The 25,334-nt window shown below is 67.6% G+C and carries 20 protein-coding genes; 12 read left to right on the top strand and 8 right to left on the bottom strand.

From position 1 onward, the window contains the following. The first annotated feature begins 30 nt into the window (after nt 1–30). The 3 genes from rplI (at nt 31) to U9979_RS24715 (ending at nt 6,308) form a co-directional block, all read left to right on the top strand. Nucleotides 31–477: a 50S ribosomal protein L9 gene (gene rplI / locus U9979_RS24725; RefSeq protein WP_322751388.1), complete on the top strand. Its 447-nt coding sequence runs from the start codon at nt 31–33 to the stop codon at nt 475–477. Nucleotides 478–1,110: 633 nt separating this feature from the next. Beyond that, on the top strand, nt 1,111–3,708 hold the full coding sequence (dnaB, locus tag U9979_RS24720; protein WP_322781178.1) for a replicative DNA helicase: 2,598 nt from the start codon (nt 1,111–1,113) through the stop codon (nt 3,706–3,708). 581 nt (nt 3,709–4,289) lie between these two features. Then, the gene (locus U9979_RS24715) at nt 4,290–6,308 is read left to right on the top strand and encodes a hypothetical protein (protein ID WP_322781177.1); all 2,019 of its coding nucleotides are present in this window, start codon (nt 4,290–4,292) and stop codon (nt 6,306–6,308) included. Nucleotides 6,309–6,366: 58 nt separating this feature from the next. Here the strand turns inward: U9979_RS24715 and U9979_RS24710 are convergent, their stop codons facing one another. After that, entirely contained in the window at nt 6,367–6,531 is a 165-nt protein-coding gene (locus U9979_RS24710) for a hypothetical protein (RefSeq protein ID WP_322781176.1), read from the bottom strand. 92 nt (nt 6,532–6,623) lie between these two features. On the opposite strand from U9979_RS24710, the gene U9979_RS24705 reads away from it, so the two are divergent. From U9979_RS24705 to ilvD, 3 genes are all read left to right on the top strand, one after another. Further along, nucleotides 6,624–6,953: an antibiotic biosynthesis monooxygenase family protein gene (locus U9979_RS24705; protein WP_322781175.1), complete on the top strand. Its 330-nt coding sequence runs from the start codon at nt 6,624–6,626 to the stop codon at nt 6,951–6,953. Next, nucleotides 6,950–7,297, top strand: coding sequence for a hypothetical protein (locus tag U9979_RS24700; RefSeq protein ID WP_322781174.1), 348 nt, complete (start codon nt 6,950–6,952; stop codon nt 7,295–7,297). Before U9979_RS24705 ends, U9979_RS24700 begins: the two co-directional genes overlap by 4 nt. 186 nt (nt 7,298–7,483) lie before the next feature. Further along, nucleotides 7,484–9,334: a dihydroxy-acid dehydratase gene (gene ilvD / locus U9979_RS24695; protein WP_322781173.1), complete on the top strand. Its 1,851-nt coding sequence runs from the start codon at nt 7,484–7,486 to the stop codon at nt 9,332–9,334. An 18-nt stretch (nt 9,335–9,352) separates the two neighbouring features. Here ilvD and egtD read toward each other — a convergent pair whose 3' ends face one another. Genes egtD through egtA form a run of 4 tightly spaced genes read right to left on the bottom strand, consistent with a single transcriptional unit; the run spans nt 9,353 to nt 14,112 of the window. Continuing rightward, on the bottom strand, nt 9,353–10,429 hold the full coding sequence (egtD, locus tag U9979_RS24690; protein ID WP_322781172.1) for an L-histidine N(alpha)-methyltransferase: 1,077 nt from the start codon (nt 10,427–10,429) through the stop codon (nt 9,353–9,355). A 46-nt stretch (nt 10,430–10,475) separates the two neighbouring features. Then, nucleotides 10,476–11,219: an ergothioneine biosynthesis protein EgtC gene (egtC, locus tag U9979_RS24685; protein WP_322781171.1), complete on the bottom strand. Its 744-nt coding sequence runs from the start codon at nt 11,217–11,219 to the stop codon at nt 10,476–10,478. A 5-nt stretch (nt 11,220–11,224) separates the two neighbouring features. Continuing rightward, nucleotides 11,225–12,682 (bottom strand): ergothioneine biosynthesis protein EgtB, encoded by a 1,458-nt coding sequence (gene egtB, locus U9979_RS24680; protein WP_322781170.1) that lies wholly within the window; start codon nt 12,680–12,682, stop codon nt 11,225–11,227. Next, entirely contained in the window at nt 12,679–14,112 is a 1,434-nt protein-coding gene (gene egtA, locus U9979_RS24675; RefSeq protein ID WP_322781169.1) for an ergothioneine biosynthesis glutamate--cysteine ligase EgtA, read from the bottom strand. The genes egtB and egtA overlap by 4 nt, the downstream gene beginning before the upstream one ends. Nucleotides 14,113–14,667: 555 nt before the next feature. Here egtA and U9979_RS24670 point away from each other — a divergent pair. Together U9979_RS24670 and U9979_RS24665 are read left to right on the top strand one after the other, a co-directional pair. Further along, nucleotides 14,668–15,459, top strand: coding sequence for a nuclease-related domain-containing protein (locus U9979_RS24670; RefSeq protein ID WP_322781168.1), 792 nt, complete (start codon nt 14,668–14,670; stop codon nt 15,457–15,459). Nucleotides 15,460–15,910: 451 nt separating this feature from the next. After that, complete coding sequence (locus U9979_RS24665) at nt 15,911–16,234, top strand: hypothetical protein (protein WP_322750412.1); 324 nt, start codon at nt 15,911–15,913, stop codon at nt 16,232–16,234. Between the two features lie 254 nt (nt 16,235–16,488). Here the strand turns inward: U9979_RS24665 and U9979_RS24660 are convergent, their stop codons facing one another. Together U9979_RS24660 and U9979_RS24655 are read right to left on the bottom strand one after the other, a co-directional pair. After that, on the bottom strand, nt 16,489–17,016 hold the full coding sequence (locus U9979_RS24660; RefSeq protein ID WP_322781167.1) for a hypothetical protein: 528 nt from the start codon (nt 17,014–17,016) through the stop codon (nt 16,489–16,491). Beyond that, nucleotides 16,943–17,434 (bottom strand): hypothetical protein, encoded by a 492-nt coding sequence (locus U9979_RS24655; protein WP_322781166.1) that lies wholly within the window; start codon nt 17,432–17,434, stop codon nt 16,943–16,945. Before U9979_RS24655 ends, U9979_RS24660 begins: the two co-directional genes overlap by 74 nt. Before the next feature lie 702 nt (nt 17,435–18,136). Between U9979_RS24655 and U9979_RS24650 the strand changes: the two genes are divergently transcribed. From U9979_RS24650 to U9979_RS24635, 4 genes are all read left to right on the top strand, one after another. Continuing rightward, nucleotides 18,137–19,060 (top strand): hypothetical protein, encoded by a 924-nt coding sequence (locus U9979_RS24650; RefSeq protein ID WP_322781165.1) that lies wholly within the window; start codon nt 18,137–18,139, stop codon nt 19,058–19,060. Beyond that, entirely contained in the window at nt 19,057–20,907 is a 1,851-nt protein-coding gene (locus tag U9979_RS24645; RefSeq protein ID WP_322781164.1) for a serine/threonine-protein kinase, read from the top strand. The genes U9979_RS24650 and U9979_RS24645 overlap by 4 nt, the downstream gene beginning before the upstream one ends. A gap of 107 nt (nt 20,908–21,014) precedes the next feature. Continuing rightward, nucleotides 21,015–22,973 carry a hypothetical protein gene (locus tag U9979_RS24640; RefSeq protein ID WP_322781163.1) on the top strand — a complete coding sequence of 653 codons (1,959 nt, stop codon included), beginning with the start codon at nt 21,015–21,017 and terminating at the stop codon, nt 22,971–22,973. A gap of 129 nt (nt 22,974–23,102) precedes the next feature. Further along, nucleotides 23,103–23,570: a superinfection immunity protein gene (locus tag U9979_RS24635; RefSeq protein ID WP_322781162.1), complete on the top strand. Its 468-nt coding sequence runs from the start codon at nt 23,103–23,105 to the stop codon at nt 23,568–23,570. Nucleotides 23,571–23,641: 71 nt separating this feature from the next. Here the strand turns inward: U9979_RS24635 and U9979_RS24630 are convergent. Then, nucleotides 23,642–25,334: conjugal transfer protein TraC (locus tag U9979_RS24630; protein WP_322781161.1), on the bottom strand; the 1,693-nt coding region annotated here is incomplete at its 5' end.

Here is a 25,334-nt window from a genome sequence, read left to right as displayed (position 1 = left end):
CACTTCGACGGCTCGCTGAGGAGGCTGGCGATGAAGCTGATCCTCACTCAGGAGGTACCCGGCCTCGGCAGCCCCGGTGACACGGTCGAGGTCGCCGGTGGGTACGGCCGCAACTACCTCATCCCCCGTCGGTACGCGATCGTGGCGACCCGGGGTGCCGAGAAGCAGATCGCCCAGATCCGCCGGGCCCGGTCGGCTCGGGCGGTCCGGGACCTCGGGCATGCCAAGGAGATCGCCGGCCAGCTTTCCAACCTGTCCGTCCAGCTGGTGAGCCGGGCGGGTAAGGAAGGCCGGCTGTTCGGCTCCGTGACAGCGGCGGACGTGGTGGCGGCGGTGGCGGCGGCCGGCGGTCCCGATCTGGACCGCAGGCGGGTGGAACTGCCGAAGCCGATCAAGTCACTGGGTGCCCACACGGTCTCGGTGCACCTGCACACGGACGTCGTCGCGACCGTCAGTCTGGACGTCGTGTCCGCCTGAGAACGTCTGCGTGAGAATGGCTGCCTGAGGACGTCCGCCGGAGTGGTTCCACCTGAGAAGGTCCGGACTGCACGGCGGTACGGGACTGTATGGCGGTATGGGTGACCGCGGTGTTGCCGGCCGGTTGATGCCACATCGCGGTCACTCTTCGTATTTCTGTCCGTAGTCGGATCCATGCACAACGTGAGTCGCCGGCCGTACGGGGGCAGCGGTGATTGGATCTACGGATTTCTTTCGTCCACAGGCGGTGGATGACGCCGACGCCTGCCAGACCGCGACATTGGCCTGGATGATCTATTTTCCGATCGGCTATCCACAGCTTCGGGGGACTTGTCCTGATGCTTTCCCCAGGGAGTTCGGTCTTATCCACAGCCGTTGTCCACAGGTTCTGTGGATAACTCTTTGGGGCTTCGGGTCGCTCCCCCGTACAGTCGGCGCCGCCGGTAGGGCGCCGCTGATCGGGGGAGTGATGATCGGGGAGCCATGATCGAGGGAGCGGTGGCCGTGCGGAGGCGCTCGGTCGGACATTGACAAAGCCACTCCGATGGTCGAACATATGTTCGATAGTGAGATGTGTGTCCAAGCTGCGGTCACGACGAGCGGTCACGACGAGCGGCACTACGGGGGGTGGTCATGACACTGACCGACATTGACCGCGCCCGGGGTGGTTCGGGCGGGTCGGTCGAGTTCGACCGCACTCCACCACATGATCTTGCAGCTGAACAGAGCGCGCTGGGCGGCATGCTGCTGTCCAAGGACGCGATTGCCGACGTGGTGGAGGTACTCGCCGCGGGCGATTTCTACCGTCCCGCGCACGGCACCGTCTACGGCGTCATCGGCGACCTGTACGGCCGTGGGGAACCGGCTGACGTCATCAGTGTCGCCGCCGAGCTCGCCAGACGGGAGCTGCTCGAACGGGTGGGTGGGCCGGCGTACCTGCACACCCTCATCTCAAGCGTGCCGACGGCGGCGAATGCCGGCTACTACGCCCGCATCGTGGCGGAGAAGGCCGTCCTGCGCCGCCTGGCCGAGGCCGGTACCCGCATCGTCCAGCTCGCCTTCGGCCCTGCGCAGGACGTGGACGAGGTCGTCGACCGCGCCCAGGCGGCCGTCTACGAGGTCACCGAACGTCGCTCAAGTGAGGACTACACCCCGCTCGGCGAGTTGCTCAACCCCGCCCTGGAGGAGATCGAAGCCATCCAGGGGCACAACGGGTCACTGACCGGGGTCCCCACCGGCTTCAATGATCTGGACGAGCTGACCAACGGGCTGCACGGTGGCCAGTTGTGGATCATCGCGGCCAGGCCCGCCGTCGGCAAGGCACTGGCGCTCGACACCCCGCTCGCGACCCCGACCGGCTGGACGACCATGGGCGACGTCGCCGTCGGCGACCAGCTGCTGGGAGCCGACGGTAAGCCGACTCATGTGGTCGCGGCCACAGAGGTGATGCATGGCCGCCCCTGCTATGAGGTCGAATTCTCGGATGGCACGGTCATCGTCGCGGATGCCGCGCATCAGTGGCTGACCGAAACACGGCGGGCTCGACGCTATGCGCAGCAGGGGAGCGCCTACGCCCGCGTACCGGTCGGGCCGGCGGTGGTGACGACGGAAGAGATCGCGGCGACGCTTCGATGCCCGACAGCAGATGCCCGCCTTAACCATGCCGTTCGAAACGCCATGCCCTTTGATCTTCCGGAGACGGACCTTCCAATCGATCCATATGTGCTCGGGGCGTGGCTTGGCGACGGAACCAGTGCCACGGCGAGTATCACCAGCACGGATCCGGAGATAATCGCGGAGATCGAGTGTCGCGGTTATGTCGTCAAGTCGTCGGTTTCGGTGAAGTACCGTTACCGGCTTCGGCTTCCATGCGAATATGGAGAAGATCGTAGTTGTCTTGTGTGTGGCGTCCAGTTCAGTAACCGCATGCCCCATGTGCGTACCTGCGGGCGGTCATGCGGTGGGAAGCTCCGATTCCTTGCCTCCCCGCTTGCGCCCCGCTGCTGTGTCGACTGCGGCAGCGCGGTCACCAGCTACGGTCCGCGGTGTCTTTCATGCCATCAGATTGCCGGAACAGTCCAGGGTCGTCTCCGGGCGCTCGGTGTCCTCGGAAACAAGCACATACCAATGAGCTACCTGCGATCAAGTGAACGCCAGCGTCGTGATCTGCTTGCGGGTCTGCTCGACACCGACGGCACGGTTCACAAAAACGGGTCGACAGCCCAGTTCTCGGTAACCAGCAGACGACTTGCCTTCGATACGCGTGAAGTGATAGAAAGCCTCGGCTGTCGCGCCACAGTCAGCACGAAGAATGTCAAGGGGCGAACTCCGGAAAGCTCGGTCTGCTACACAATCAGTTTTGCCCCACAGCAGCAGGTTTTTTGTTTGTCGCGTAAGGTGGAGAAACTGCGGTGGACGGGCCATCCGACTGTATCCACTCGATTCATCGCTGCGGTACGGCCTATTGGGTCGGTGCCAGTTCGCTGTGTCGAGGTCGATAACGCAGATCATCTTTATCTGGCCGGCCGGACGTGTATTCCGACCCACAACTCGACTCTTGGTTTGGATCTTGCTCGGGCTGCGTCCATCCGTAACGGGATGACATCGGTGATCTTCTCGCTGGAGATGAGCCGAATGGAGATCACCATGCGGCTGTTGTCGGCGGAGGCCCGGGTGTCCCTGCAGAGCATCCGCACCGGGCGGCTCACCGACGACGACTGGGCCCGTCTTGCCCGCCGGATGGGCGAGGTCGCGGACGCTCCCCTGTTCATCGACGACAGCCCGCACCTGACCATGATGGAGATTCGGGCGAAGGCCCGGCGGCTCAAACAGCGCAACGACCTCCGGATGATTGTTCTCGACTATCTGCAGCTCATGTCGTCGCCGAAACGGACGGAAAGCCGCCAGCAGGAGGTCAGCGAGATATCGCGTTCACTGAAACTGCTGGCCAAGGAGCTGGATGTCCCGGTGGTGGCGATCTCCCAGCTGAACCGTGCCTCGGAACAGCGTGCGGACAAGCGCCCACAGATCTCCGACCTTCGCGAATCAGGATCGCTCGAGCAGGATGCGGACGCGGTGATCCTGCTGTACCGGGAGGATGCGGTGGAGAAGGAGTCAGCTCGTGCCGGTGAGGCCGACCTGATCGTCGCCAAGCACCGTAACGGCCCGACCGGCACCGTCACCGTCGCCTTCCAGGGCCACTACTCCCGTTTCGTCGACATGGCCAGCTGACCGAGGTTCGTCGTCGGTTCCGGGTTTTGTTGAGCAATTCCGGTTGTAGTTGAGCAACGTCCGCGCACTGCTCAAGTAGCGGCTTTCGTCTTCCGGCGGGTCCAGCGAAGCGACGCAGCGCCGACGGCTGGAGCTCCCTGGCCTGCCGGCGGTAGAGCCCTGACGGCCACCGTGGATGTGCAGGACGCCGTTCTGATCGTCGTGGACGACCGGAGGTGGGTGGAGATGCACGCGTCGGCCCAGCCTGCAGTCGCCTTGAACGGACGGTTACGAGATGACTGTGTTCGGCTAGGACGTCCTCGGGACGGCCGTTTCACCCCCGGTGCTATGGTTTGCACAGCGACATCAGTAGTTCGTTGAGCAGCTCACCGTTGGCCTAGGGGTCAGCGGGCGGCAACGCCGGTGGTGACTCCGCCGGTACGTCTCGGAGATGGGCAGCGGGGCAGATGCCGCCTCGGACACACCGGGCGCAGCCCGGGCGGGCCGAGGGGGAGAGCGGAGCAACATCGGGACCGATCTCCCCGGACGACACATCGTCCGGGTTTAAGCCCGGACGTCCGGACTGAGATCGGAGAAGACCGATGACGACTGCTCCTAGTACAAACACGGTGGCCGAGACGGTTCTGCCTCGGCCCGTTGAACAGCTCCCTACCCCGGCACTCGCGGCAGCGACCCGGAAGCTCACTGACAGACTGACTGATCTTTTCAACATGGGCGACGAGGCTGCCCAGGCGTTCGCGCTAGCCGTCGTTGACCCGTCCGTCGTCCGCCGGGTGGTCGAGAATCCCGAACGCCTCCCGGTCCCCGGAGGGGCCATCCTCGCTGTCCGGGCGGAGGTGTGGGCACGTTGCATCATCCCTGACCCCCGGAACCCGCGTATTGGCCCGGCCCGTCGCCATCCGGCGTCCAGCCTTGTGGGTCGCGAGGAGAGCACCCGCTTCCGCCCGTTGTCCGAGCCGACTGCCGCACCTGACGACCGCCCTGAGCTTCTGCAGCGTCTTCAGAACCAGGAGCACCTGGCCTGGGTGGCGAAGCAGGCCCACGACTACGTGATCGACAACAACGACTGGCGGGAATCCATCCGGCAGCAGGGCGTGATGACTGAGGTGTGGCTTGCCGCGACGACGTTCGTGCACGACGACGGCACGCCCAACATCACGGTCCCGGTCACTGCTGAGGGCTCGAGCCGGATGACCTGCGTCCACGACCTGCTCGGACTCAGGTCAGCTGATGTCCCGTACGGTCGGGACGAGCGCAAGCTGCGCAGCATCATCCGCAAGCTGAATGAGGAGGTCGCCGCCGCCGGAACCCCGGATGAGGTGGATCTTGACGTTGCGGTCAGGGTGCGGTGCGAGAAGGTGCCCGCGCTGCTGCTCGTCGGCTTCGAGTCGCACCGCGGTGCTGGCGACGATTTCGGCGTCGCAGTGAAGTCGCTTGTTGCCCTGCGTCACGTTGACTATCCGAAGCCGTGGGGCGAGGCCACAGAGAACGAGGCCCTCGCCGATGCCGTGATCGATGAACTCGAACGCCGTGGTCTGATCACGGCTGGCAGGGCGGAGTGGCTCATGGGCGCCCTGACCCCAGACGAGGCTGAGGCTGCCGGCTTCAACCGCGACCCGGCGATCAGGGCTGCCACCATTGTCCGGCACTTCACCGACCGTGGCCCGCAGGTCCATGCGGCCATCCGGGTCGCGATCACTAGCCAGAGCACCCGCAAGCGCATCACCACCAAGCTGCTGCTGGACGTGGCGACGTCGCTGATCCTGCGTTCCCTGCCCGAGGAGGACGCCCGAAAGCGGGAACGGACTAGGAAGTACCTCAAGGAGGCGCTCAGCGTCGAGCTGGCGAAGGAGTGGGACGCGACGTTGCGCAGCGCCGAGGAGTTGGCCGCCGCAGCCTACAGCGAGGCCGCGACGCAAACCCCGGGCCCGGCTACGCGGGAACTCGCAGCCCGCAGCGCCTACCCGCTCGTGGTCGCCGGCGCGCTCACCGCGGACCGGGGCACCCGCAACAGCGACCAGCCGGATCGGCGCCATCCTGGCGAGGTGATAGACCGCATGCGCGCCACCGTTCATGGCGTCCATCAGTTGCGGCAGGCGTTGGTCGACGTCGCGAACGGCCGGCGGATCCGGCTCGTCGACGACGCCGGAGAGGTCATCCGCAATGACGCCGGGAGGGACGTCATCGCCACGGATGCGGCACTCCGAAACACCTTCCCCCGCGCCGGGGAGGGGCCTATGCACGTCCCCGCGCCCACGACCCCGGCGGAGATCCTGGGGAACGCCCTCAACGTGCTCGGCAACGCGATCCAGGTCGTCGAGGACGCCGTCAAGAAGGTCGAGGCGGTGCAGTCCGAGGACGGGATGCCCGCCATCGACTCGCTCGGCGCAGACAAGGGCGACTGCGAAATCTGGCGCGGCATCCTGCTTGACACCCTCGAAAAGCTGCCCCTCTGGAAGCAGCGGGGCCTCCAGCGGCACGGCCCGGGCAACGACATCGGAGACATCGAAGATGACCTGGACCAGGACGATCTCGATGACGACTTCGACGAGGATGATGTTGACGGGGAGGGCTACGTGAGCTCCACAGGTAGCGTGTGATCGTCATCGGCTCCCGGGGCTGAAACCCCGGGAGCCGATCCCCGACGTCACGTCGGGGTTACGGTGCCTGACCAGCGTCGACGCGGCGATGGCGCAGACCGCCCGGCGATGGACCCGGCTCGGCGTCGATGAATTCGAGATCCGCACCGACGACGGACGCCGCACCTGGCGGAGCCTGCTGCTGGCCATCGAGCAACGCCTGAAACGAACGGTTCGGAACCATGGCTGTATGGTGCCCCATACGGCGTCCGGTGTAGGTGTCGGCGGCTGTCGACCGAATGTGGGCTGTCGACCGGGCGTGCCAGACTTGCGCTCATGACTGCCCCCGCCCCCGCTGACGGCTCGCGCGGCCTGCCCGTGCTGGAGATTGCGCAGATCGACGTCACGCCCGGCGAGGAGGAAAAATTCACCGATGCCTACCGCTCGGCTGTCGGTGAGATCACATCCTGCCCCGGTTGCCGATCGGTGCGGATGACCCGCGGGGTGGAGTCACCGTCGCGGTTCGTCCTGCTGGTCGAGTGGGAGCACCTCGACGCGCACCTGGTGACCTTCCGGGAGTCCGACCGCTTCGTCCGCTGGCGTGCGGCGCTGGGCCCCTTCTTCGCCCAACCGCCCACTGTGGAGCACGTGACCGACCTGCCGTGAGCACCTTCGTCAACTACTTCTTCTTCGCGCCGCTGTTCGCCACCTTCTTCGGCTTCCTGGGGTGGATGGTCCCCGCCGTCCTGTCCCGCGGGGCCCTGCCCCGCCGCCGGGTCGGCGTCTACGCTTTGTTCCGTACCGGCTACGCGATCATCGCCGTCCTGGCTCTGTTCCTGCTCGTGGTGGGGACGCAGCCGAGTACCCGGGCCGTGGAGCCCGACGGTCAGGTCCACTTCGTGGCGGGCGCACGCAGCCATGAAGTGCTCCCGCTCCTGGGCACTGCCGCATCCTTCGCCGTCGTGTGGCTGGTCCGGCGGGAGTGGCTGCGCCGTCGCGGCGCTCGGTAGGGACACCCGCGGCGGCCGGCCCTGGCAGAGCCGGTGCTGGCAGAGCCGGTGCTGGCGGCCGGTACTGATGCGCGGACACTGTTCGGGCGGGCGTTACGCTGGGCGTGAACGGGCAGGTCTCTGTGAGCGTGCCCGACCCAGGCGCGGTCCACGTCCGCGTCGATCGATTGCCACGAGGACTGCCCGATGCCTGCTCTGCGTTCCCGCACCACCACCCATGGTCGTAACATGGCCGGCGCCCGAGCCCTGTGGCGTGCCACCGGCATGACGGACAGCGACTTCGGCAAGCCGATCGTGGCCATCGCCAACAGCTTCACCGAGTTCGTCCCCGGTCATGTGCACCTGCGCGACCTCGGCCGCATCGTGTCGGACGCGATCGCGGAGGCCGGCGGCGTGGGGCGGGAGTTCCACACGATCGCGGTGGATGACGGCATCGCCATGGGTCACGGCGGAATGCTCTACTCGCTGCCGTCCCGCGAGATCATCGCGGACAGTGTCGAGTACATGGTCAACGCGCACTGCGCGGATGCGCTCGTCTGCATCTCGAACTGCGACAAGATCACGCCAGGGATGCTGCTGGCGGCGCTGCGGCTGAACATCCCCACCGTGTTCGTGTCCGGCGGCGCGATGGAGTCCGGTCAGGCTGTCGTGTCCGGTGGCGTCGTCCGGTCCGGTCTGGACCTCATCTCCGCCATCGCCGCATCGGTGGACACCACGGTCGATGACGCCGAACTGGACGCGGTGGAACGCTCGGCCTGCCCGACCTGCGGGTCGTGCTCGGGCATGTTCACCGCCAACTCGATGAACTGCCTGACCGAGGCGCTCGGGCTTGCGCTGCCCGGCAACGGGTCCACCCTGGCCACCTCCGCCGCTCGCCGCGACCTGTTCGTCCAGGCCGGACGGACCGTTGTGGACCTCGCGAAGCGCTGGTACGACAAGGACGACGACGCTGTGCTGCCGCGGTCGATCGCGACCCGGGCGGCGTTCGCCAACGCCTTCACCGTGGACGTGGCCATGGGCGGTTCGACCAACACCGTCCTGCATCTGCTGGCCGCCGCGGTCGAGGCCGGCGTCGACATCACCCTCGACGACATCGACGAGATCTCCCGGACGGTGCCGTGTCTGTGCAAGGTGGCGCCGAGCTCCGAGTACCACATGGAGGACGTCCACCGGGCCGGCGGCATCCCGGCCATCCTCGGGGAGCTCGATCGGGCCGGACTGCTGCACCGCGAGGTCCACACCGTCCACTCGGCAAGCCTGGCGGAGTTCCTGTCGCTCTGGGATGTCCGCCGGCCGGACCCGGCCGGCGAGGCGGTGGAACTCTTCCACGCGGCACCGGGCGGAGTGCGCACGATCGAGCCCTTCTCCTCGGTCAACCGGTGGGAGTCACTGGACACCGATGCCGCATCGGGCTGCATCCGCGACGTCGCCCACGCCTACTCGGCGGACGGTGGCCTCGCGGTGCTGCGCGGAACGCTCGCCCCGGACGGTGCCGTGCTCAAGACCGCCGGAGTGGAGGCCGGGCGGCTGACCTTCCGCGGCCCCGCGCTGGTACTGGAAAGTCAGGACGACGCGGTGGACGCGATCCTGTCCGGCCGGGTCCACCCCGGTGATGTGCTGGTCATCCGCTACGAGGGCCCACGGGGTGGTCCGGGCATGCAGGAGATGCTGTACCCGACCACGTTCCTCAAGGCGCGTGGTCTCGGGCCACAGTGCGCGCTGGTCACCGACGGGCGGTTCTCCGGCGGGTCCGCGGGTCTGTCCATCGGGCACGTCTCACCCGAGGCCGCGCACGGCGGCGCGATCGCGCTGGTTCGGGACGGCGACATCATCGAGATCGACATTCCGTCCCGCCGACTGGACCTGATGGTGGACGCGGCCGAGCTGGCCGCGCGCAAAGCCGCGTTGGCCGCGTCCGGCGGCTTCCGGCCGGCGGACCGAGCGCGTCCGGTGTCGGCCGCGTTGCGGGCCTACGCGGCGATGGCGACCTCCGCATCGACCGGCGCGGTTCGTGACGTCTCGCTGGTCTCCGGATAGGGAACCGGGGCCGGCCGGTCAGGCCGGGACGCAGAGGGAGAGCGCGAAGTCGTCGGCCGGGTCGGTCCACCAGCGGACCATGGCCAGACCCGCGGCCGCGAACTCGGTGGCGAGCCTGTCCCTGGTGAACTTGGCGCTGATCTCGGTACGCATCTGTTCGTTCTCGGTGAAGGACACCGACAGGTCGAGCGCGCTTATCCGCACCTGCTGGGCACGCACGGACCGCAGCCGCATCTCGATCCAGGAGTTCTCCGCATCCCAACAGGCCACATGCGCGAACCCGCGCGGGTCGAAGTCCGCGCCGAGCTCGTGGTTGATGACCGACAGGACATTGCGGTTGAACGCCGCCGTGACACCGGCGCTGTCGTCATAGGCGGCGACCAGCCGGTCGGGATCCTTGACCAGGTCGGTGCCGAGAAGCAGCGCGTCGCCTTCGTTGAGCTGGGCGCGCAGGCTGGTCAGGAACTCGTGTCGTCGGGTCGGGGCGAGGTTGCCGATGGTCCCGCCGAGAAAGGCGACCAGGCGACGGCTGGCGCCGGGCAGCAGGTCGGCACCGGGCAGCAGGTCGAGGTGGCACTCGAAGTCACCCACGAGCGCGTGGATGGTCACCCCGGGGTACTCGCCGCGGATGGCGGTGGCCGCGCGGGAGAGCACGGTCTCGTCCACGTCGAAGGGCACGAACCTGCGCAGGTGGCCGCTGTTGCGCAGCGCGTCGAGCAGCAGGCGGGTCTTTGCCGACGTTCCGGAGCCGAGCTCGATGAGGGTGTCCGCTCGCGACATCGCGGCGATCTCATGGACGCAGCTGGTCAGAATGGCCCGTTCGGTCCGGGTCGGGTAGTACTCGGGCAATCGGGTGATGGCGTCGAAGAGCATGCTTCCCGTGGCGTCGTAGAACCACTTGGGTGGCAGTTCCTTCGGATCCGCCGTGAGCCCCGCCCTGACGTCGGTCGCGAGTGCCGCGGCGCGGTCGGCTGCGCTCAGGTGCCGGTCGACGACGATTCCCGGGTCGGTCCTGGTACCGGTGCCGGGACCGACCCGGGAATCGTCGTCGACCGCGGAGCCCACATCGGTGAGATCGGTACTGGACGCTGTCATGGTTGCAACCTCCGGGAGCGTTTCTGCGACCGAGAGTAACCGAATTCTAGATCAAATTACTAATGGTTACATCACGTGTGTCGGCGGTCAGCAATTTTTGATCATCAAGGTCAATCCATCCGTCCGAGTCATCGCTGGGCTCGCTGGCCACGTGCACCCCGATGGCGTCACCATCTGTCGATACCCGGTATGAGAGGGTTTCACCCCAGGTCGTGGCGACGATCTGGCTGCCGTCGGTTGCCAGCAGGTTGAGTCGGGCGGCACCGTCGGCCCGACCCGCGGCGACGACCACGTCCGCGACGGCGTCGGCGAGACTCGCGCCCGCGCTCACCCGCTGCCAGACCACGGCGGCCAACAGGGCGGAGTCGCAGCGCGAGTCGGGCACCGGGGCGCCCCGGTGCCAATCGAGCATGCGCATCACCACGTCGACGTCCACCCGCCCGTTGTGGCTGAGCAGGTACCGACCGTGCGCGTAAGGTGCGGTCGCTGTCTCCTCGATCGGCATGCCGACAGTGGCGTTGCGTACCGCTCCCAGCACGCAACCGGACTGGACCGCACCGGCGAGTGAGGCGAACGAGGCATCCGTCCAGATCGGGACAGCCCGCCGGTAGCGAGCCGGCTCGGTCCGCAGCGCGGGGACGTACCAGCCGACACCGAAGCCGTCCGCGTTGATCCGGCCGTGCAGCATCCGTCGTGGCATCCACGCTTGGCGCAGCAGACTGTGTGGCGGATCATGTAGGAGTGCGGTGAGCGTCCGCGGCGTCCCGAGCCAAGCCAGGTGGCGACACACCAGCCTCAGCCTCCCATCTCGGCGTCGCGCGCGAGCCGGAAGCCGGCAAAGATCTGACGGCGAATCGGATGATCCCAGTTGCGGAAGGTCGACCGGACGGCGCTGTGGTGCGTGGCCCAGGACCCGCCGCGCAGCACCTTGTAGACGCTCGGGGACGTACCGGGGAAGAACACCTCGCTGTACTCGCGGTACGGGAATGCGTGGAAACCCGGATAACCCGAGAAGTCGCTGGCTGTCCACTCCCACACGTCACCGATCATCTGTTCGACGCCGTACGCACTGGCTCCGGCTGGGTACGCTCCACGTACGCCCGGACGGGACGTGACATGGTCAAGGTTCGCCCGCTCCGGCGTCGGATCGCTGTCCCCCCAGGGAAAACGTCGCGAACGCCCGGTGACGGGATCGTGCGCGCACGCCTTCTCCCACTCGGCTTCGGTGGGCAGCCGCCGCCGGGCCCAGCGGGCGTGCGCCTGCGCCTCGTACCAGCAGACGTGCTGCACGGGCTCGTCCATCGGGACAGGTTCGTCGCGGCCGAAACGGCGCCGTACCCAGCTTCCCGCCTCGCGGCGCCAGAACTGCGGCGCCCGCAGTCCGGCCTCGCATCGCCACGCCCAGCCCGACGGCGACCACAGACGTTCGTCGTCGTAGCCACCGGCCTCGATGAACGCCATCTGCGCCGCGTTGGACACCGGCAGCGTGTCGATGAAGAACGCCGGGACGTACACGCGGTGCGCGGGTCGTTCGTTGTCGTAGGTCCAGGCGTGGCCTGGTGTGTCGCCGTCGGTGCCCATCGTGAATTCACCGGCCGGCACCAGCACCTCCGTCGGCAGTCGGCGCCGTCCGGCCGGTGGGACGCGTGCCTCGCCGGTCCCGCCGGTCCCGCCGGTCCCGCCGGTCCCGCCGGTCTCGCGGGTGTCGCGGGTGTCGCCGATGACCGCGGGACCCGTCCGGAGCTGGTGGGTGGCCAGCATCGTCTCGTCGTGCTGGTGCTCGTGCTGGAGTACCAGTCCGTAGACGAAGCCGTCCGCCAGCAGCGCGGACGGTCCGACTGGTTCGACCGGCCCGACCGGTGGCCGCAGCGGCGTGTGCAGTGCGTCCAGTGCGTCCGGGGCGAGTCGGTCCAGGGCGTCCAGGACATGGCCGCGGACCTCAGCCAGGTAGCTGCGGGTCTGTGCCGGGCTGAGCAGGGGTAGGGCGGGCCGGTCCGCCCGGGGATGGCGGAACGCGTCGTAGAGCTCGTCGATGCCCGGCCGTAGTGGCGCCCTGCCCGCCGCCGCCCGCAGCAGCCACAGTTCTTCGTAGTTGCCGACGTGGGCGAGGTCCCAGACCAGCGGTGACATCAGCGGTGAATGTTGGTGGCACAGGTCGGCGTCGTCAAGGTCGGTGTAGGCCAGGCTCCGCGCCCGGCTGTCCGCGAGCGCCCGGGCGATGTCGCCCGGGCGCTCGCCTGCGCTCGCAGTCACAGCGCGACCACAGCGGCGCTGTTCGGCGCGGGCACCGATGCTGTTACGCTCAGACAACGTTCGCTCGCGTCGATCTCGGTGCGCAGCAGGCCCTCCGGCCCGACCTCGGCCAGGCGATCGGTGAGATCGTCGGCGGGGCAGCGGCCCGGCTCGACATAGTTGTCAAAATACGCGTCGACGGCCGCGAGCAGGGATGCGTCGGCGTCCATCCGGCCCAACGCGTCCCGGGCCGCACCCGCGCACGTCCTGGCGGCCTGGTGCAGGGCGGTGTCGCCCAGGCCCACGAGCGCCGCGGTGACCCACTCGTCGGCGACGGGCACACATGCATCGGCCGCGATGTCAGCGGCATGTGGGTCGTCGAGCAGCGCGGTGGTCACCGCGACCACCACCGGCCAGTTCCCGGCCGGGACCGCGTCGAGGTAGCGCAGCTCCAACCAGCCTCGCGGGCGCACCGGTGGGAACACGGTCGTCGCGTGGTAACTCAGGTCCGTGGTTGTCGGTGGCCGCGTCAGTGGGCTCTCGCCCGCCACCCACTCGCCGAACGTCATCGCGGTCGGGGGTTGCGCGAACCCGCCGAGCGGATCCCGAACCAGCATGATCCTCGCGGCCAGCAGATAGTCAGCCCAGGCGGTTGCCGGGTCGGACCGGCGAGCGGTCGCCACCGGCCGGGTCCGGGTCGGATCGATCTCCGCCCACACCGCCTGCCGGGTCGAACAGCAGCCGGTGGCCGTTCCCGCCAGCACCGGGGAGGCGGCGAACATCGCCACGAGCGCGGGCCCCAGGGCATGCGCCAACTCGAAGCGCCCGGTCCACTGGTCCGTGGTACCCGCGTTCAGGTTGACCTGGATGGAGGCGGTCGAGCACATCATCGTCACCCCCGCCGACCCGCCGCCGGCCCGGAAGTAGCGCTCCATGGCTTCGTAGCGGGACGCGGTGAGATGGCGGCGCGGCGGTCGCAGCGGGTCTGTGCCCATCCCGACAAGCGCGAGGCCGGCATCCGCGAGCATGGACCGGACCCCGGCGAGGTCGGCGGCTGTCCGCGCCAGCGCATCCGACAGCGGCAGCGGCGGAGCCGACAGCTCAAGCTGGCCACCGGGTTCGAAGGTGATCCGGGTTCCGCCTGGCAGGGTCGAATGCCCCGGGATGCCAGTTGCCCCGGCAGTTGCCCCGGCGGACGGGCTGTCGCGGAGATCGAACGGGCGCTCGGGAACGGCGGCGGTGAGCGCCGCCATCGTCCGGGTGGGTGCCACCGGGCGGTATACCGCTTCCGTGTCGACGACGAACCACTCGGTCTCGACGCCGACGGTTCCCCGCGGCTGCTCTGTCAGGCAGGTCAGGTGTGCGTAGCGATGGACGTCTGCCGCTGACCGGATCTCGTCATCAATGCCGCGGTGATCGTCTTTCGGCTTACCTGACTGTGTCCGTGTCATGAACCCTCCAGGTCCGGACCGGCCAGCGTCGCTGGCCGCGGGTCGGTGCGGGTCGGTGCGGGTCGGTGCGGGTGCTGTGCGGGGATCGTGCCGTGCGGGGATCGTGCCGTGCGGGGATCGTGCGGTGCCGTTACGTCGTACCCCGATGCGGCAGCCGTGGCCCGGACTTTTGTGTCCCTGGTGTTTCCTGCACGGTATGTCCTGTCCCCGGTAACACACGGTCGGTATGGAAGCGACGGTCGGTACAGGCGGTCGGTAAAGGCGTCGGGGTTCGGATGGGAGCCCGGTGGAGATATCCACAACGTGGGTTTGCCGGTGTGATTTGTATGGGATGGTGGTCGCTGCGTAGCCGACTCGCTATCGCGGTGGCCGCCCGGGGGGTGGCCGGCCTGCCCACGGCGGAGGTGAGGGATCGTGCGCAATGCGGGCCGGTTCGGCCGCGATCTGGTCAGCCGGAGTGTGGTCGGTCGGGGTGTGGTCGGCCGGAAGGTGATAATGACTCGGGTGTCACAGGGACATCGGGTGTCGCAGGGACACTGGCCCGGTCGGTCGGCCATGGCGGAGTATCGGCGCTGTCGGCAGCTCTACGTGGTCGAACGTAAGGACAGGGCAACCCGAGCGGCGGTGGCCGCCGGCGTCGTCGCCGGCGTAGCCGCGATCGTGGCCAGCGTGTTCGGGGTTCTGCTGAGCCTGTCCACATTGCTGATACTGCAGCTGGCCCTCGGTTTTGTCATCGTCGTGCTCGCTGTCGCGGCAACCCGCTTCTTTCGATCTCCACCGGAAATCGAGTCGTGGCGGGAGGATGCCGAAGCCGAACGGCACACCGCACGCGCGCTCGAGCGCCTCGCCCGTGCCGGGTACACCGTCCTTCATGATCGTTCTATTACCGGTTCCGCCGGCAACATCGACCATCTGGTCATCGGAGCGTCTGGCGCGTGGGTGGTCGAGACGGCCGCGCATCGCGGGCCGCTGCGGCAGAACCGGGCCGGGCTCTGGGCGGGCAAGGTGCCGTTGCATCCCATGCTCGAACTGGTCGCTTGGATGGGTGAAGAAGTCACCAACCAGCTGGTCGCCGAGCTGCCGGCGGGTTGGCAGGTCTGCGTGCAGCCGGTGATCGCGTTCGCGCGCGCCGCGCCGCCGCACGGGCTCGCAGTGCTCGACGATGTGGTCTTGCTGCCGGCGACGGGGGTCGCTGACTACATCCTCACGGCTGGTGTCCTGCTGCGGCCGCTGGACGTCGCCGTGCTGGTGGACGCCGCCGAGCGGGTGTTTCCGGCCTATCCGGTGAACGGCCCGGAACCGACCTGGCCGGCCATGTCCCGGTTGCGGGGTCTGCTGCGGCGCTGACGTCCCTCTTGGAACCTTTTTTGGATCTTTCCTGGACGGGGTGTCGGTCACCGCAAAGCCGTGTGCCGCGTGGCTGCCCAGGGGGCGGATGATCCCCTGATATCGTCGGCGACCGGACACACTTTTGGATGTTGAACGGTCCGTGGCCGTGTTCCCGCCGGCGGCGGTATACCCACGGCGGCGTGTTGGGTCTGCGCCGGGATACCGCCGCCGGACCACATCCCAGGTGGACAGTTGCGGGGTCAATGCGTTCGCGGATGATGGGTGCAACCGCTGAACCACAGCTGGAACGGTCGCGGCACCAGCGCTGCGAGAATGCATTCCAGCGTCGCCGAAATAGCATTCACGCCAATGAAGAGAAATTGGGAATAGACGGGATCGCGGGCGCGCCGTAGGCTTTGGTTCAGGCCAGTCACCCCCTATTTGTGAAGCGCGGTCGAAGGGTGTGGAGATGGGTAAGAGAATACTTGTGCTGGACGCCGACGGAGAACTTCTGGGAAAGTTCGCCGACACCTACACGGCACACCTGTGGAGTCACTACAGGATTCTCGCTCCCGGCTTCGACGGGCACGTCGAAGTGTTCGACCCGCACACCAGGACGTCGCTCGTCGTGGGGACCGATGAATGTCGGAGTATCATCTGGGGAAGGATCCAGAACACGTCGGTGTCCTGTGACGAGCGGGCCGATTCCGACGATTTCAGCCTGCCGGAGCAGTCGCTGGGGCAGCTGTCACGCCGGTCCGTGACACGGGCCTGGCTTACCGCGGGGGCCTGAACGGCTTCTGAAACCATATGAACACCTTGAGCTATGTTCCCAGCTCCCCGGCTGCCGGCTGACGGTGTCCCGGCCGCCGGGTGAACCGACACCGATGGTGCCCGGTCCCCATGAGTGCCCTGGGGACGTGGGCCGCCGGCGGCGCGGAAGAACCATGATCGCGCCGCGGCCGGCCCTCAATGCGGCCTTCCGGTGTCGGGGCTGATGCGGGAGCGGCGGCGTGGGTAGCGGTGGTACACGGCCACCGCCATCCCTTACCCGCGCCGCCGTTCCCGTCTTTCGTGCTTTCGTGCCATCGGCGACCGGCTGCCGTCACCGATCTGGCGGCGCACGACCAGGGAACCCGCCAGCAGAAAGAAAAGCAGCAGCACGAACGTGTTGGACGTACCCCCGCTCGAGCTGGTCAGCACCATGTCCACACCGGACCGCAGGACAGCCCCGCAACTCGCGGTGATCGTGCGGTGTCCGGCCCGATAGGTGGCGAACTGTACGACTGTGGAAAAGCGACCACGGCTGTCCGCTGTCGTCTGTCCGATGATCTTGTTGTCGTCGGACGTGATGACGACCGGCGCGCCCGACCCGCATCCCGCGCCGGTGGCGATCAGCGTGTCCCCGGCGGAGAGAATCGGATGGTCCAGCAGCAGCTCGCCGGGTACCGGGCTGCGTGGGACAAGCGTGGGGGTCGATCCCGGGGTGGTCGGTGTGCACCTACCCGACGCGGTTCGTACCGACGTCGTCGGGCAGGGCGTCGGCGGCTGTGGGCACCGCTGGCCGGCGGGCACGAGCAGGCCGCCAGGACAGGGCACCGACGGTTGCGGACAGCGGCCCGCGCTGTCCGGCTGTGCCCCGCCGGGGCAGGTGGAGCCGGGCGTCGGCGTCGGACACGGCTGCCCGGCCGACACCGTAGTCCCGTCGGCACAGGTCACCGGTTGCCGCGGGCACTGATCCTGCGAGGGTGCGGTTGATCCGTTCCAGCAGGTGACGGTTGGCGGCTGGCAGGTGCCGTTCGCGTCCCGTTTCTGTCCGGTCGGGCACGGCCGTGGTGGGCACTGTTCCTGGGTGGGCGCGCTGCTGCCGTCCCAGCAGGTCACGGGTTTGGCTGGGCACTGGTCTTGCGAGGGTGCGGTTGATCCGTTCCAGCAGGTGACGATTATCGGGTGGCAGGTGCCGTTCGCGTCCCGGGTCTGTCCGGTGGGGCATGGTTTCGGTGGGCATTTGTCAGTGGATGGTGCGGTTGATCCGTCCCAGCAGGTGACCGGTTTGGGTGGGCACTGTTCCTGCGAGGGTGCGGTCGATTCGTCCCAGCAGGTGACGGTTATCGGTTGACAGGTGCCGTTCGCGTCCCGTGTCTGCCCGGAGGGGCACGGCTGCGGGGGGCACTGTTCCTGGGTGGGCGCGGTTGACTTGTCCCAGCAGGTGACGGTTATCGGTTGACAGGTGCCGTTCGCGTCCCGTGTCTGCCCGGAGGGGCACGGCTGTGGTGGGCACTCCTGTACACCCGTTACCACCGAACCGTCCGGACACAGACGGGGACGGGTGCTGATCGCGGGGCCAGACGTGGCACCGGACCCGCCGTCCGAGGTGGAACCGAACTCGGTGTACGTCGCCACGTCGGCGGGCCTGAGGACCGGTGCCGTCGCGTCCCCGGGCAGTGTCCCCAGGATGCCCAGCAGGAGCAGCCCGGGAAGGAGAAAGGCGAGGGTCATCCTGCCGTGTCGAAGACGCCGCTCAGTTGCTATCGCCGAAAATCGCATGGCGCCCCCGCCCCGCGAAAGGAGTGACGGTCTGTCGCGCACCGGACAGTGCGTCAGACTGCCGTCTCGTTCGTGAGATGTGACAGTAACATCAGCGGCACTGCAAACAGTGGATTACTGGGGGGCGACCGTGGCCATTGTCGTGAGGATGACGCGGCGTGTTGCGGTACCGTTCGCCGTCCTGATGATCGTAGCGGTACTCGTAGTAGTTCCGTTAACGGGCCCAGCCCGTGCGGTGGATACCCGCGGTGCGGCCACCAGCGCGGCCAACAGTGCGGCCGGTGCCGGGGCTGTCGTGCTGGATGCCGCTGTCAACAACGTATCGGTTTCCGGGCGGCGAATTGTGCTCGACCCCGGCCAGCCCACCCACGTTGTCGTCGCAGTTCGTAATAATCGGAACGAACTGGCACAGATACGGTCAATCCGGGTGAGCGGGTCGACGTTGGGGCTGACTTTCTTCGTCTTCGACACCGCCGTCAAGATGGATGTTCCCGCGGGCACCTCGGTTACCTGGGAAGTCGACGTCGACATGGCCGAGCTGCGCGGACAGGCAACCGGGTTGCTGTCGATGCAGGTCGCCCTGCGGGACGCGACGCGCACAGTCGTCGCTTCGGCCAGCGGTATCGTCGACGTCCACGGCTCACTGGTTTCGACTTACGGCATGTTCGGACTGGGCCTGCTGCTGGTGACGATCTTCCTGTGGGCCGCGGCGCTGCTTGCGCTCGCACGCCATCGCCTCCCGCGGGACCGATGGCGGCGGGCCGTTCGGTTCGCTCCGGCGGGATGTGGGATCGGCTTCGTGGCGGTCGTGAGCCTGTCGGCGCTGCGGATCACTCCGCCGTCCGCCTCGTCCGACCTGACCTTCATCGCGGGTGCCGCCGGAATCGGCTTCCTGCTGGGCTATCTCACTCCCTCGCCGGCTCGATCCACGAGCGTCCCGCAATCGCCGACCTTCCCGGAATCCCCGCCCGCGCCCGCCGACCCCGACCAGTGGTTCCCAGACGATCGTTCCGGGATTACCGATCGAGTCTGGGATCATGAGCCGGGTGTCCATTATGGTGAGCCTTCGTGACCGCCGATCTCGCGCTGCCTCCGCAGGCGTTGGTAGCGGCTCTGCCGCGGTACACATTCGGGGCTGAACTCGGTCGCGGTGGATTCGGCGTCGTGTATGCGGCGCGGGATCCGCGCCTCGACCGGGATGTCGCCGTCAAGCATCTGCCGAACCGGATCGCGGTTGATCCCCAGATGCGCTTCCGGTTCGGTGAAGAAGGACGCGCACTGGCCCGACTGAACCACCCCCATATCGTCACGGTGCACGAGTACGCTGACGAGGAAGTGGCCGGCGGCGAGCTGGGCGTGCCGGAACAGGTCTGTGCCCTCGTGCTGGAGTACCTTTCCGGTGGAACACTCGCGCAACGTTTCCGCCGCACCGGCCTCACCATGGAACAGTCCTGCGCGGCTATGCTGGCTGTTCTTTCCGCGGTGCAGGCCGCTCACGACCACGGACTGCTGCACCGTGACATAAAACCTGGTAACGCCATGTTCGACGGCCGTGGCGTGGTGAAGGTGACTGATTTCGGGCTGGCCCGGGTAATCGGCGGGGAGACCACGCTGGCCTCTCGGGACGGCCGGTTCGTGATTGCCGGTACGCCCGGGTACATGTCGCCGGAGCAGGCTCGTGGTGATCATTTGGATGTGCGCACTGACGTCTACTCGGCTGCGGCGATGCTGTACCACCTGCTCGCCGGCAGGCTGCCCTACCCCACCGACGGTGGGTTCCAGCAGTTCCGGCACAGACAGGCGGCCGCTGATCCGCCACCGCCGGGGGCCGGGGTACCGGACGCGCTGGCGCGGCTGCTCCTGGGCGGGCTGGCCCGTGACCCCGACCGCAGGCCAGCAACGGCCGAACGTCTGGCCGAAGGCGTCGCGGCCGCGTCCAGGGCTTTCGGCCCCGGCTGGCTGGAACGGGCCGGTCTGCCGGTGCGTGACATCTCCCCGGCGGTCCGGGCGGCCCTGGCGTCGTCGGTGTCCGGGTCGGTGCGTCGCGACGAGTCCGCGCTGTCCACCCGGCTCGTGACGATCATTCCAGGCCGGCTGGACGAGCAGCCTTCACCGAGGATCGGCGACCTTGACTTTGCGTCCCTCGTGCCCGTACCCGAACTGGCCGGTCGGGGCTTAGGACGTGGACATCGCGCGGACCCGCCCGGGCTTCCCCCTCGCAGGCTGGCCGGGCTCGCCGCGGTCGCGGCCGCACTTGCTGTACTGGTTGCCGTGCTGTGGCCGTCGTCGCGGCCGGCGGTCGCCACCGATTCCGGCGCCACTGCCATCACGGTGGCCGGAGCCACGCCGCCGGCGGCCGCGCGGATCGACCTGGCCGAGCCGGTGGACATCCGCGGCACGGCGGTGGAGTCCGGGACGCTGAGGGTGAGCCTGAAACTGTCGGTGGCCGGCATCCCGCTGGGCACCGCGACCGGCGAGTCGGTGTCGGTATCCGCCGGGAAGCCCTGGCAGGTGCCGGTGACGGCTCCGCCGCTCACCCGCTGGCTGGCGGGAGGGGCCGTTGCGGGCCGGGTGACGCTCGACCGGCTGAACGGACGGAAGGACGTCCAGGATGTGACGATCGAGCCGCAGCAGACACCGCTGGCGAGCGCCATGGGTGCAGGCGGGGTGCTGGCCGCCCTGTTCGCGCTCGCCTACCTGGAATCGACCCGCCGACTGCTGCGCAACGGCGAGCACCCGCGGCCTGCGATGGTCGCGGCGGCTGCTCTGGGAGCCGTCTTCGGCCTCGGCGTCTGGCTGTCGGTGGCCACGTTGAGTCGCCATGTGCCGGTCGTTGCCGCGGGCGTGTGCTGCATCCTGCTCGGGGTGACCGCAGCCGTCGCAGCCGCTGTCGCGACCCGCCCACCAGCCTATAGATGATCTTTTGGGTGGTACCTTGACTACCATCGTGACCTTGACAGGACAAGGTCTACATGGATGGCGCGATCGTAGTCATCGAAGGGTGGGGCCGTAACCCGTGAAGTCAGATGTCCGGTTCTGAACTCGCCCGACGCCTGTTCGTCCCGGAGGAACGGTGGGGCTGGGAGTACGTGGACCCCGGCGTGAACCCGCACCCTCTTCATGACCGTCCACCGGTCTGGCATGAGCCATCGCCACCGGATACCAAAAGTTACGAAGACGATCTCGCGAATCGCATGCGTAAGCTCCCCAAGAGTCTAATTATTCCCGGTATTATCCTGATACTTGGCTGGCGCTACCTCGCTATCGGAGAGGTTTCTTGGGTTTTTATTGCCGTAGGATGGATCGGATTTCTGGTTTTCCAGATTGTTCGGCTCAAGCGGAAAATCGCCCAGGAAAAGGCTGGGTGGCAGGCTCATCGTGACGCCGAGTGGGAAAGATACCAGTCGGCTACCGCCGGTTGGCGGGCGGCGGTGGAAAGCCACGAGGCCGCCGACGACGCCCGGCGGGAGGCCGCGCCGTTGTTCCACGCGCTCGCGCCTCGGCCGACCGCGAGCCGAATCGACGTCTTCGGTGGTACCCGGGACGGGTGGGCGAGCCTGCTGGCGACCGTCGGGTCCTCGGTCCTGTCGGCCGGCGGCGGTATCCTCCTGCTCGACTTCAGCGAGCGTGGGATCGGAGACGGCATCGCCCAGCTCGCCGCCGCGGCCGCCTGTCCGGTAAGCGGAGTCGATCTTCCTGGCGATATCGGCAGGCTTGGGCTTCTGCACGATGTTGATCCCGAGGATGCCGCGGAGCTCCTCGCGGATGCCGTTGACACCGCCCGCCGGGGTGGTGATGATCCGACCCTTCGGGTGCTTGACGCCGAGATACTCGCGACCGTTGCCACCCGGCTGGACCTGCCGCTTACGTTCACCCGCCTCGCCGCGGGTCTGCGAGTGCTGCAGGGTCGCGACCGGGCGGACGACCGCGATGTCCTGTCACCTGGGGAAGCGGCCGCCATCGCCAGCCGGATGGACGCGTTGGGCGCAAGCGAGCGGATCCAGAATGAAATCCACTACCTGCGGGCGTGTCTGGAGCGGCTCGCCGGCCGGGACGAAACGGCGGCGGTCGCAGCGCCGCAGCCCTGGTGGCCGGTGCATGGGCTCCGGGTCATCGCGACGTCGAGCAACGACGCCTCCACAGCCCGTAAGGAATTCGCCGACCTGGTGTTGTTCCACGTTGTCCTGCATCAGCTCCGGCGCCGTCGTGGCGATGCCTCCCGCGACCTCCTGGTAGTCGCGGGCGGGGACCGGATGGGACTACCGGCGCTGGAAAGTATGGCCAGATATGCGGCCAACGCCGGTATTCGCCTCGTCAACCTTTTCGAACATCTCGCGGACGGCACCGAGCGCCTCATCGGTGCTGGCGACAGCGCTACGCTCATCATGCAACTCGGAAACGCGAAGGAAGCTGAGACCGCCGCCGAGTTCATCGGCCGCGGGCACACGTTCGTCATCTCGCAGGTGACGCGGCAGGTCGGCAGCAGCCTCACCACTGGGACGTCAACCAGCGCGGGGGGGAGTGTCACCGTCTCCGAAACCGAGGGCAAAAGTGGTTCACGAGGGAAGGGTGGAAGGCCGAACAGCTGGAACCGGTCGGTCACGGTTGCCCTGTCGGAGTTCTGGCAGAATACCGAAAGTCTGTCGACCACCGATTCCCGCCAGGACGGCGCAGTCATGCAGCGGGTCTACGAGTTCAGCGTCGATCCCACACAGATCCAGCGTCTTCCACCGACCGCGTTCGTTCTGGTCGACTCATCGCTGGGTGATCGTCGAGCCGCCTTCGGTGACTGCAACCCCGGCATCATTCTCCTACCGAGGGTCGCATCCACCCCTCGCCAGGCCGTACCGCCGGCGCCGCAGCAACAAAGGGTGCCACCGACCATCGACGCGCACGTTGTTCCGCCGAGCCTGGCGGCGGGAGATGCCGTCGATCAGCCTGAGATGATCACTCTGACGAAACCGCGGGAGCCGGATGCCGGGTAGCGGTGTCGGTGTCGGTGTCGGTGTCGGTGTCGGTGTCTGCACGAGTATCGGTGCTTTTTCGACCGAACGCTGCTACAGTGACCAAAAACATACGGGTGAACTATCATGATCATGAACACGGGGGAAACTATGGATGTCGTTGTTGCTGACGGTGGTTCCGGCGCCGCCGCTGGATTCGGACTACTGCTCCTCATCGTTTTCGGCTCCGCATTTTATTTTATTCCGACAATTATCGCGGTGGTGCGCAAGCGGCAGGTCGCCTCCGTATTTATGATCAATCTTTTCCTCGGCTGGACGCTCGTGGGATGGGTCGTCGCCGTCGCCCTCGCCGTGAGCAGTGCTGGTGCCCCGGTGCAGGTGAACGTCAATACCGTCAATCAGGCCTCGCCGGGTGGGTACATCCCGCCGGGTGGGTACCCGCCGGCCGGATACCCGCCGCAGGGTGGCTGGCAGGACCCGAACGCATACCCGCCCGTGCAGCAGCAACAGCAGCTTCCCCAGGGCGGCTGGCAGACCCCGCAGGCAGGCTGGCAGCCGCAGCAGCAGCCCTGGTCGACGGATCCCGGCGAGCAGAACTCCCCGCATCGAGGGGCATGATCGTGGCCTCCGGCCGTGCGACGAGAATTATGTTCGCACGGCCTTTGGCCTTGTACAGATTTCTTGGCCGGCTAGATTTCCCGGGAAAGCGGACCATAGGGGAACGTGTCCATGACTCCCCCTGGCGTGAACCCGTCCTCGTCTGAGGAAGGCGTGTCGACGGTGAACCCGTCCGGTCCGTACCGGGGTGGCGCGCTGTAGCCGCTGGCACGGTGCTCATCCAGGTATTGGGCGTGCTGGTCTGCATCTGGACCGTCGCCGGTATTTGGGGGGTCGACGTCCCGGTCGTCATGGTCGAGGTCCGGATGGTCGTAGGCGTCCAGCAGGTCCGGGTCGACATCCTCGGGAAAGAGATTGACGTTGTCGATCTCGCCGTGCATCTTCGAGCCGTTGAGGACGACCGGGATCTCCAGATCGCCGACGACGTGCTCGACGTAGAACGCACGGTTGCCGATGAGCCACAATGCGAATCCGGGGTCGAGCCTCGGCAGCATGTCCGAGGCGACGTCGGTGAGGTCCAACGCCCGCTGGGTGTCCGGGATCTGATCGGACGCCTGCTTGTACAGGATGCGGATCGCCGTTTCGGCGAGCAGACCCTTGGCCACCTCGACTGAATCCGGCGATGCCGAGAGCAGGTCGGAGATCCGGTGCGCGACGATCGCGTTCGCACAGCCCCACTGGCGGGCGAGCTTCTGCTGTGCGGAGAGCCGTCGGACCAGGCCCGCGAAGCGCATCAGCCGCCAGCACTCGTCATAGACGACATAGCGCTGGACGCCGTCCTGGCGCATGAGTGCCGCTTCCATCCATGCCTGCGCGCATGTCATGATCAGAGCGATCATCTCGTCGGAACCCTGGACCCGCTCGAGGTTGAGGACGGCGATCGGCCGATCGAAGTCCAGCGGGGATGTGGTCGGGCCGTCGAAGAGCCCGCCGAGCGCGCCATGGGTGAGCCGGCGCAGCGTCAACGTCGCATCCCGGGAGGAGTCCCGTAGTTCGGTGGCGGTCACCGGCAGGCCCGAGCAGTCGGCATCCGTCGGGTTCGTCATCGCGTCCAGGACGTGCGGCAACAGCGGAACGGCCTGTCGTTCGGTGGACGCACCGGTGATCTGCCGGGTCACGACGTCGAGGGCGAGATCCACGGCGGTGTGCTCGGACGGGGTGAGCGGCACTCCCTTCGCGGTTTCGATCAGCGAGGAGAGCAGTGCCGAGCGGGCCCGCTTGAGCTCCCGCGCCCAGTCTGCGTCGGTCATCCCGGGCGGGCGGGGCGGGGCGTCCAACGGGTTGAGCCGGGTGGACAGCCCCGGGCCGATGTAGGTCGGTTCGCAGCCGAGCCGGCGCGCCAGCCGGGTGTACTCGCCTTTGGGATCACAGGGGACCGCCGCCTGGTAACCGAACGCGGCTCCTCGCGAGATCAAGGTCTTGAGCAGGGAGGACTTGCGCGAGCCGACCGAGCCGAACACCGCGAAGTTCGGGTTCTCGATGACCTGCTGGCGGTAGAGCTCGAACACGTCGAAGACGAAGGAGTCGCCCGACCAGACATGGCGCCCGATGTACATCCCGGGCGCGCTGAGGCCGGCGTCCACGACGAACGGGTAGATGCCGGCGATCTGCGCGGTCGTCTCCATGTGGGACGGCAGCCGTAGCTTGTGGAAGATCCGGCCGGCGTGCGGTCCGACCAGGCGCGGCGCTTGCTCGCCGCGGCGCAGCGCTGCCCGGGCCCGCCGGATCGCCGCGCGTTCGGCTCCGGCCGCGGCCCGCTCGGCC

The sequence above is a fragment of the Protofrankia sp. Cas4 genome (assembly GCF_963555915.1).
Taxonomy (GTDB): domain Bacteria; phylum Actinomycetota; class Actinomycetes; order Frankiales; family Frankiaceae; genus Protofrankia.
This window is presented reverse-complemented; position numbering and strand designations above follow the sequence as displayed.

Excerpts from the sequence above, each read along its gene's own strand:
- ilvD (WP_322781173.1), top strand. The coding sequence starts at position 7,484 with ATGCCTGCTCTGCGTTCCCGCACCACCACCCATGGTCGTAACATGGCC.
- U9979_RS24705 (WP_322781175.1), top strand. The coding sequence starts at position 6,624 with ATGACTGCCCCCGCCCCCGCTGACGGCTCGCGCGGCCTGCCCGTGCTG.
- U9979_RS24650 (WP_322781165.1), top strand. The coding sequence starts at position 18,137 with ATGACGCGGCGTGTTGCGGTACCGTTCGCCGTCCTGATGATCGTAGCG.
- U9979_RS24670 (WP_322781168.1), top strand. The coding sequence starts at position 14,668 with ATGGCGGAGTATCGGCGCTGTCGGCAGCTCTACGTGGTCGAACGTAAG.
- egtD (WP_322781172.1), bottom strand. The coding sequence starts at position 10,429 with ATGACAGCGTCCAGTACCGATCTCACCGATGTGGGCTCCGCGGTCGAC.
- U9979_RS24710 (WP_322781176.1), bottom strand. The coding sequence starts at position 6,531 with ATGGTTCCGAACCGTTCGTTTCAGGCGTTGCTCGATGGCCAGCAGCAG.
- U9979_RS24640 (WP_322781163.1), top strand. The coding sequence starts at position 21,015 with ATGTCCGGTTCTGAACTCGCCCGACGCCTGTTCGTCCCGGAGGAACGG.
- U9979_RS24655 (WP_322781166.1), bottom strand. The coding sequence starts at position 17,434 with ATGCCCCACCGGACAGACCCGGGACGCGAACGGCACCTGCCACCCGAT.
- U9979_RS24715 (WP_322781177.1), top strand. The coding sequence starts at position 4,290 with ATGACGACTGCTCCTAGTACAAACACGGTGGCCGAGACGGTTCTGCCT.
- egtA (WP_322781169.1), bottom strand. The coding sequence starts at position 14,112 with ATGACACGGACACAGTCAGGTAAGCCGAAAGACGATCACCGCGGCATT.
- U9979_RS24665 (WP_322750412.1), top strand. The coding sequence starts at position 15,911 with ATGGGTAAGAGAATACTTGTGCTGGACGCCGACGGAGAACTTCTGGGA.
- U9979_RS24635 (WP_322781162.1), top strand. The coding sequence starts at position 23,103 with ATGGATGTCGTTGTTGCTGACGGTGGTTCCGGCGCCGCCGCTGGATTC.
- dnaB (WP_322781178.1), top strand. The coding sequence starts at position 1,111 with ATGACACTGACCGACATTGACCGCGCCCGGGGTGGTTCGGGCGGGTCG.
- rplI (WP_322751388.1), top strand. The coding sequence starts at position 31 with ATGAAGCTGATCCTCACTCAGGAGGTACCCGGCCTCGGCAGCCCCGGT.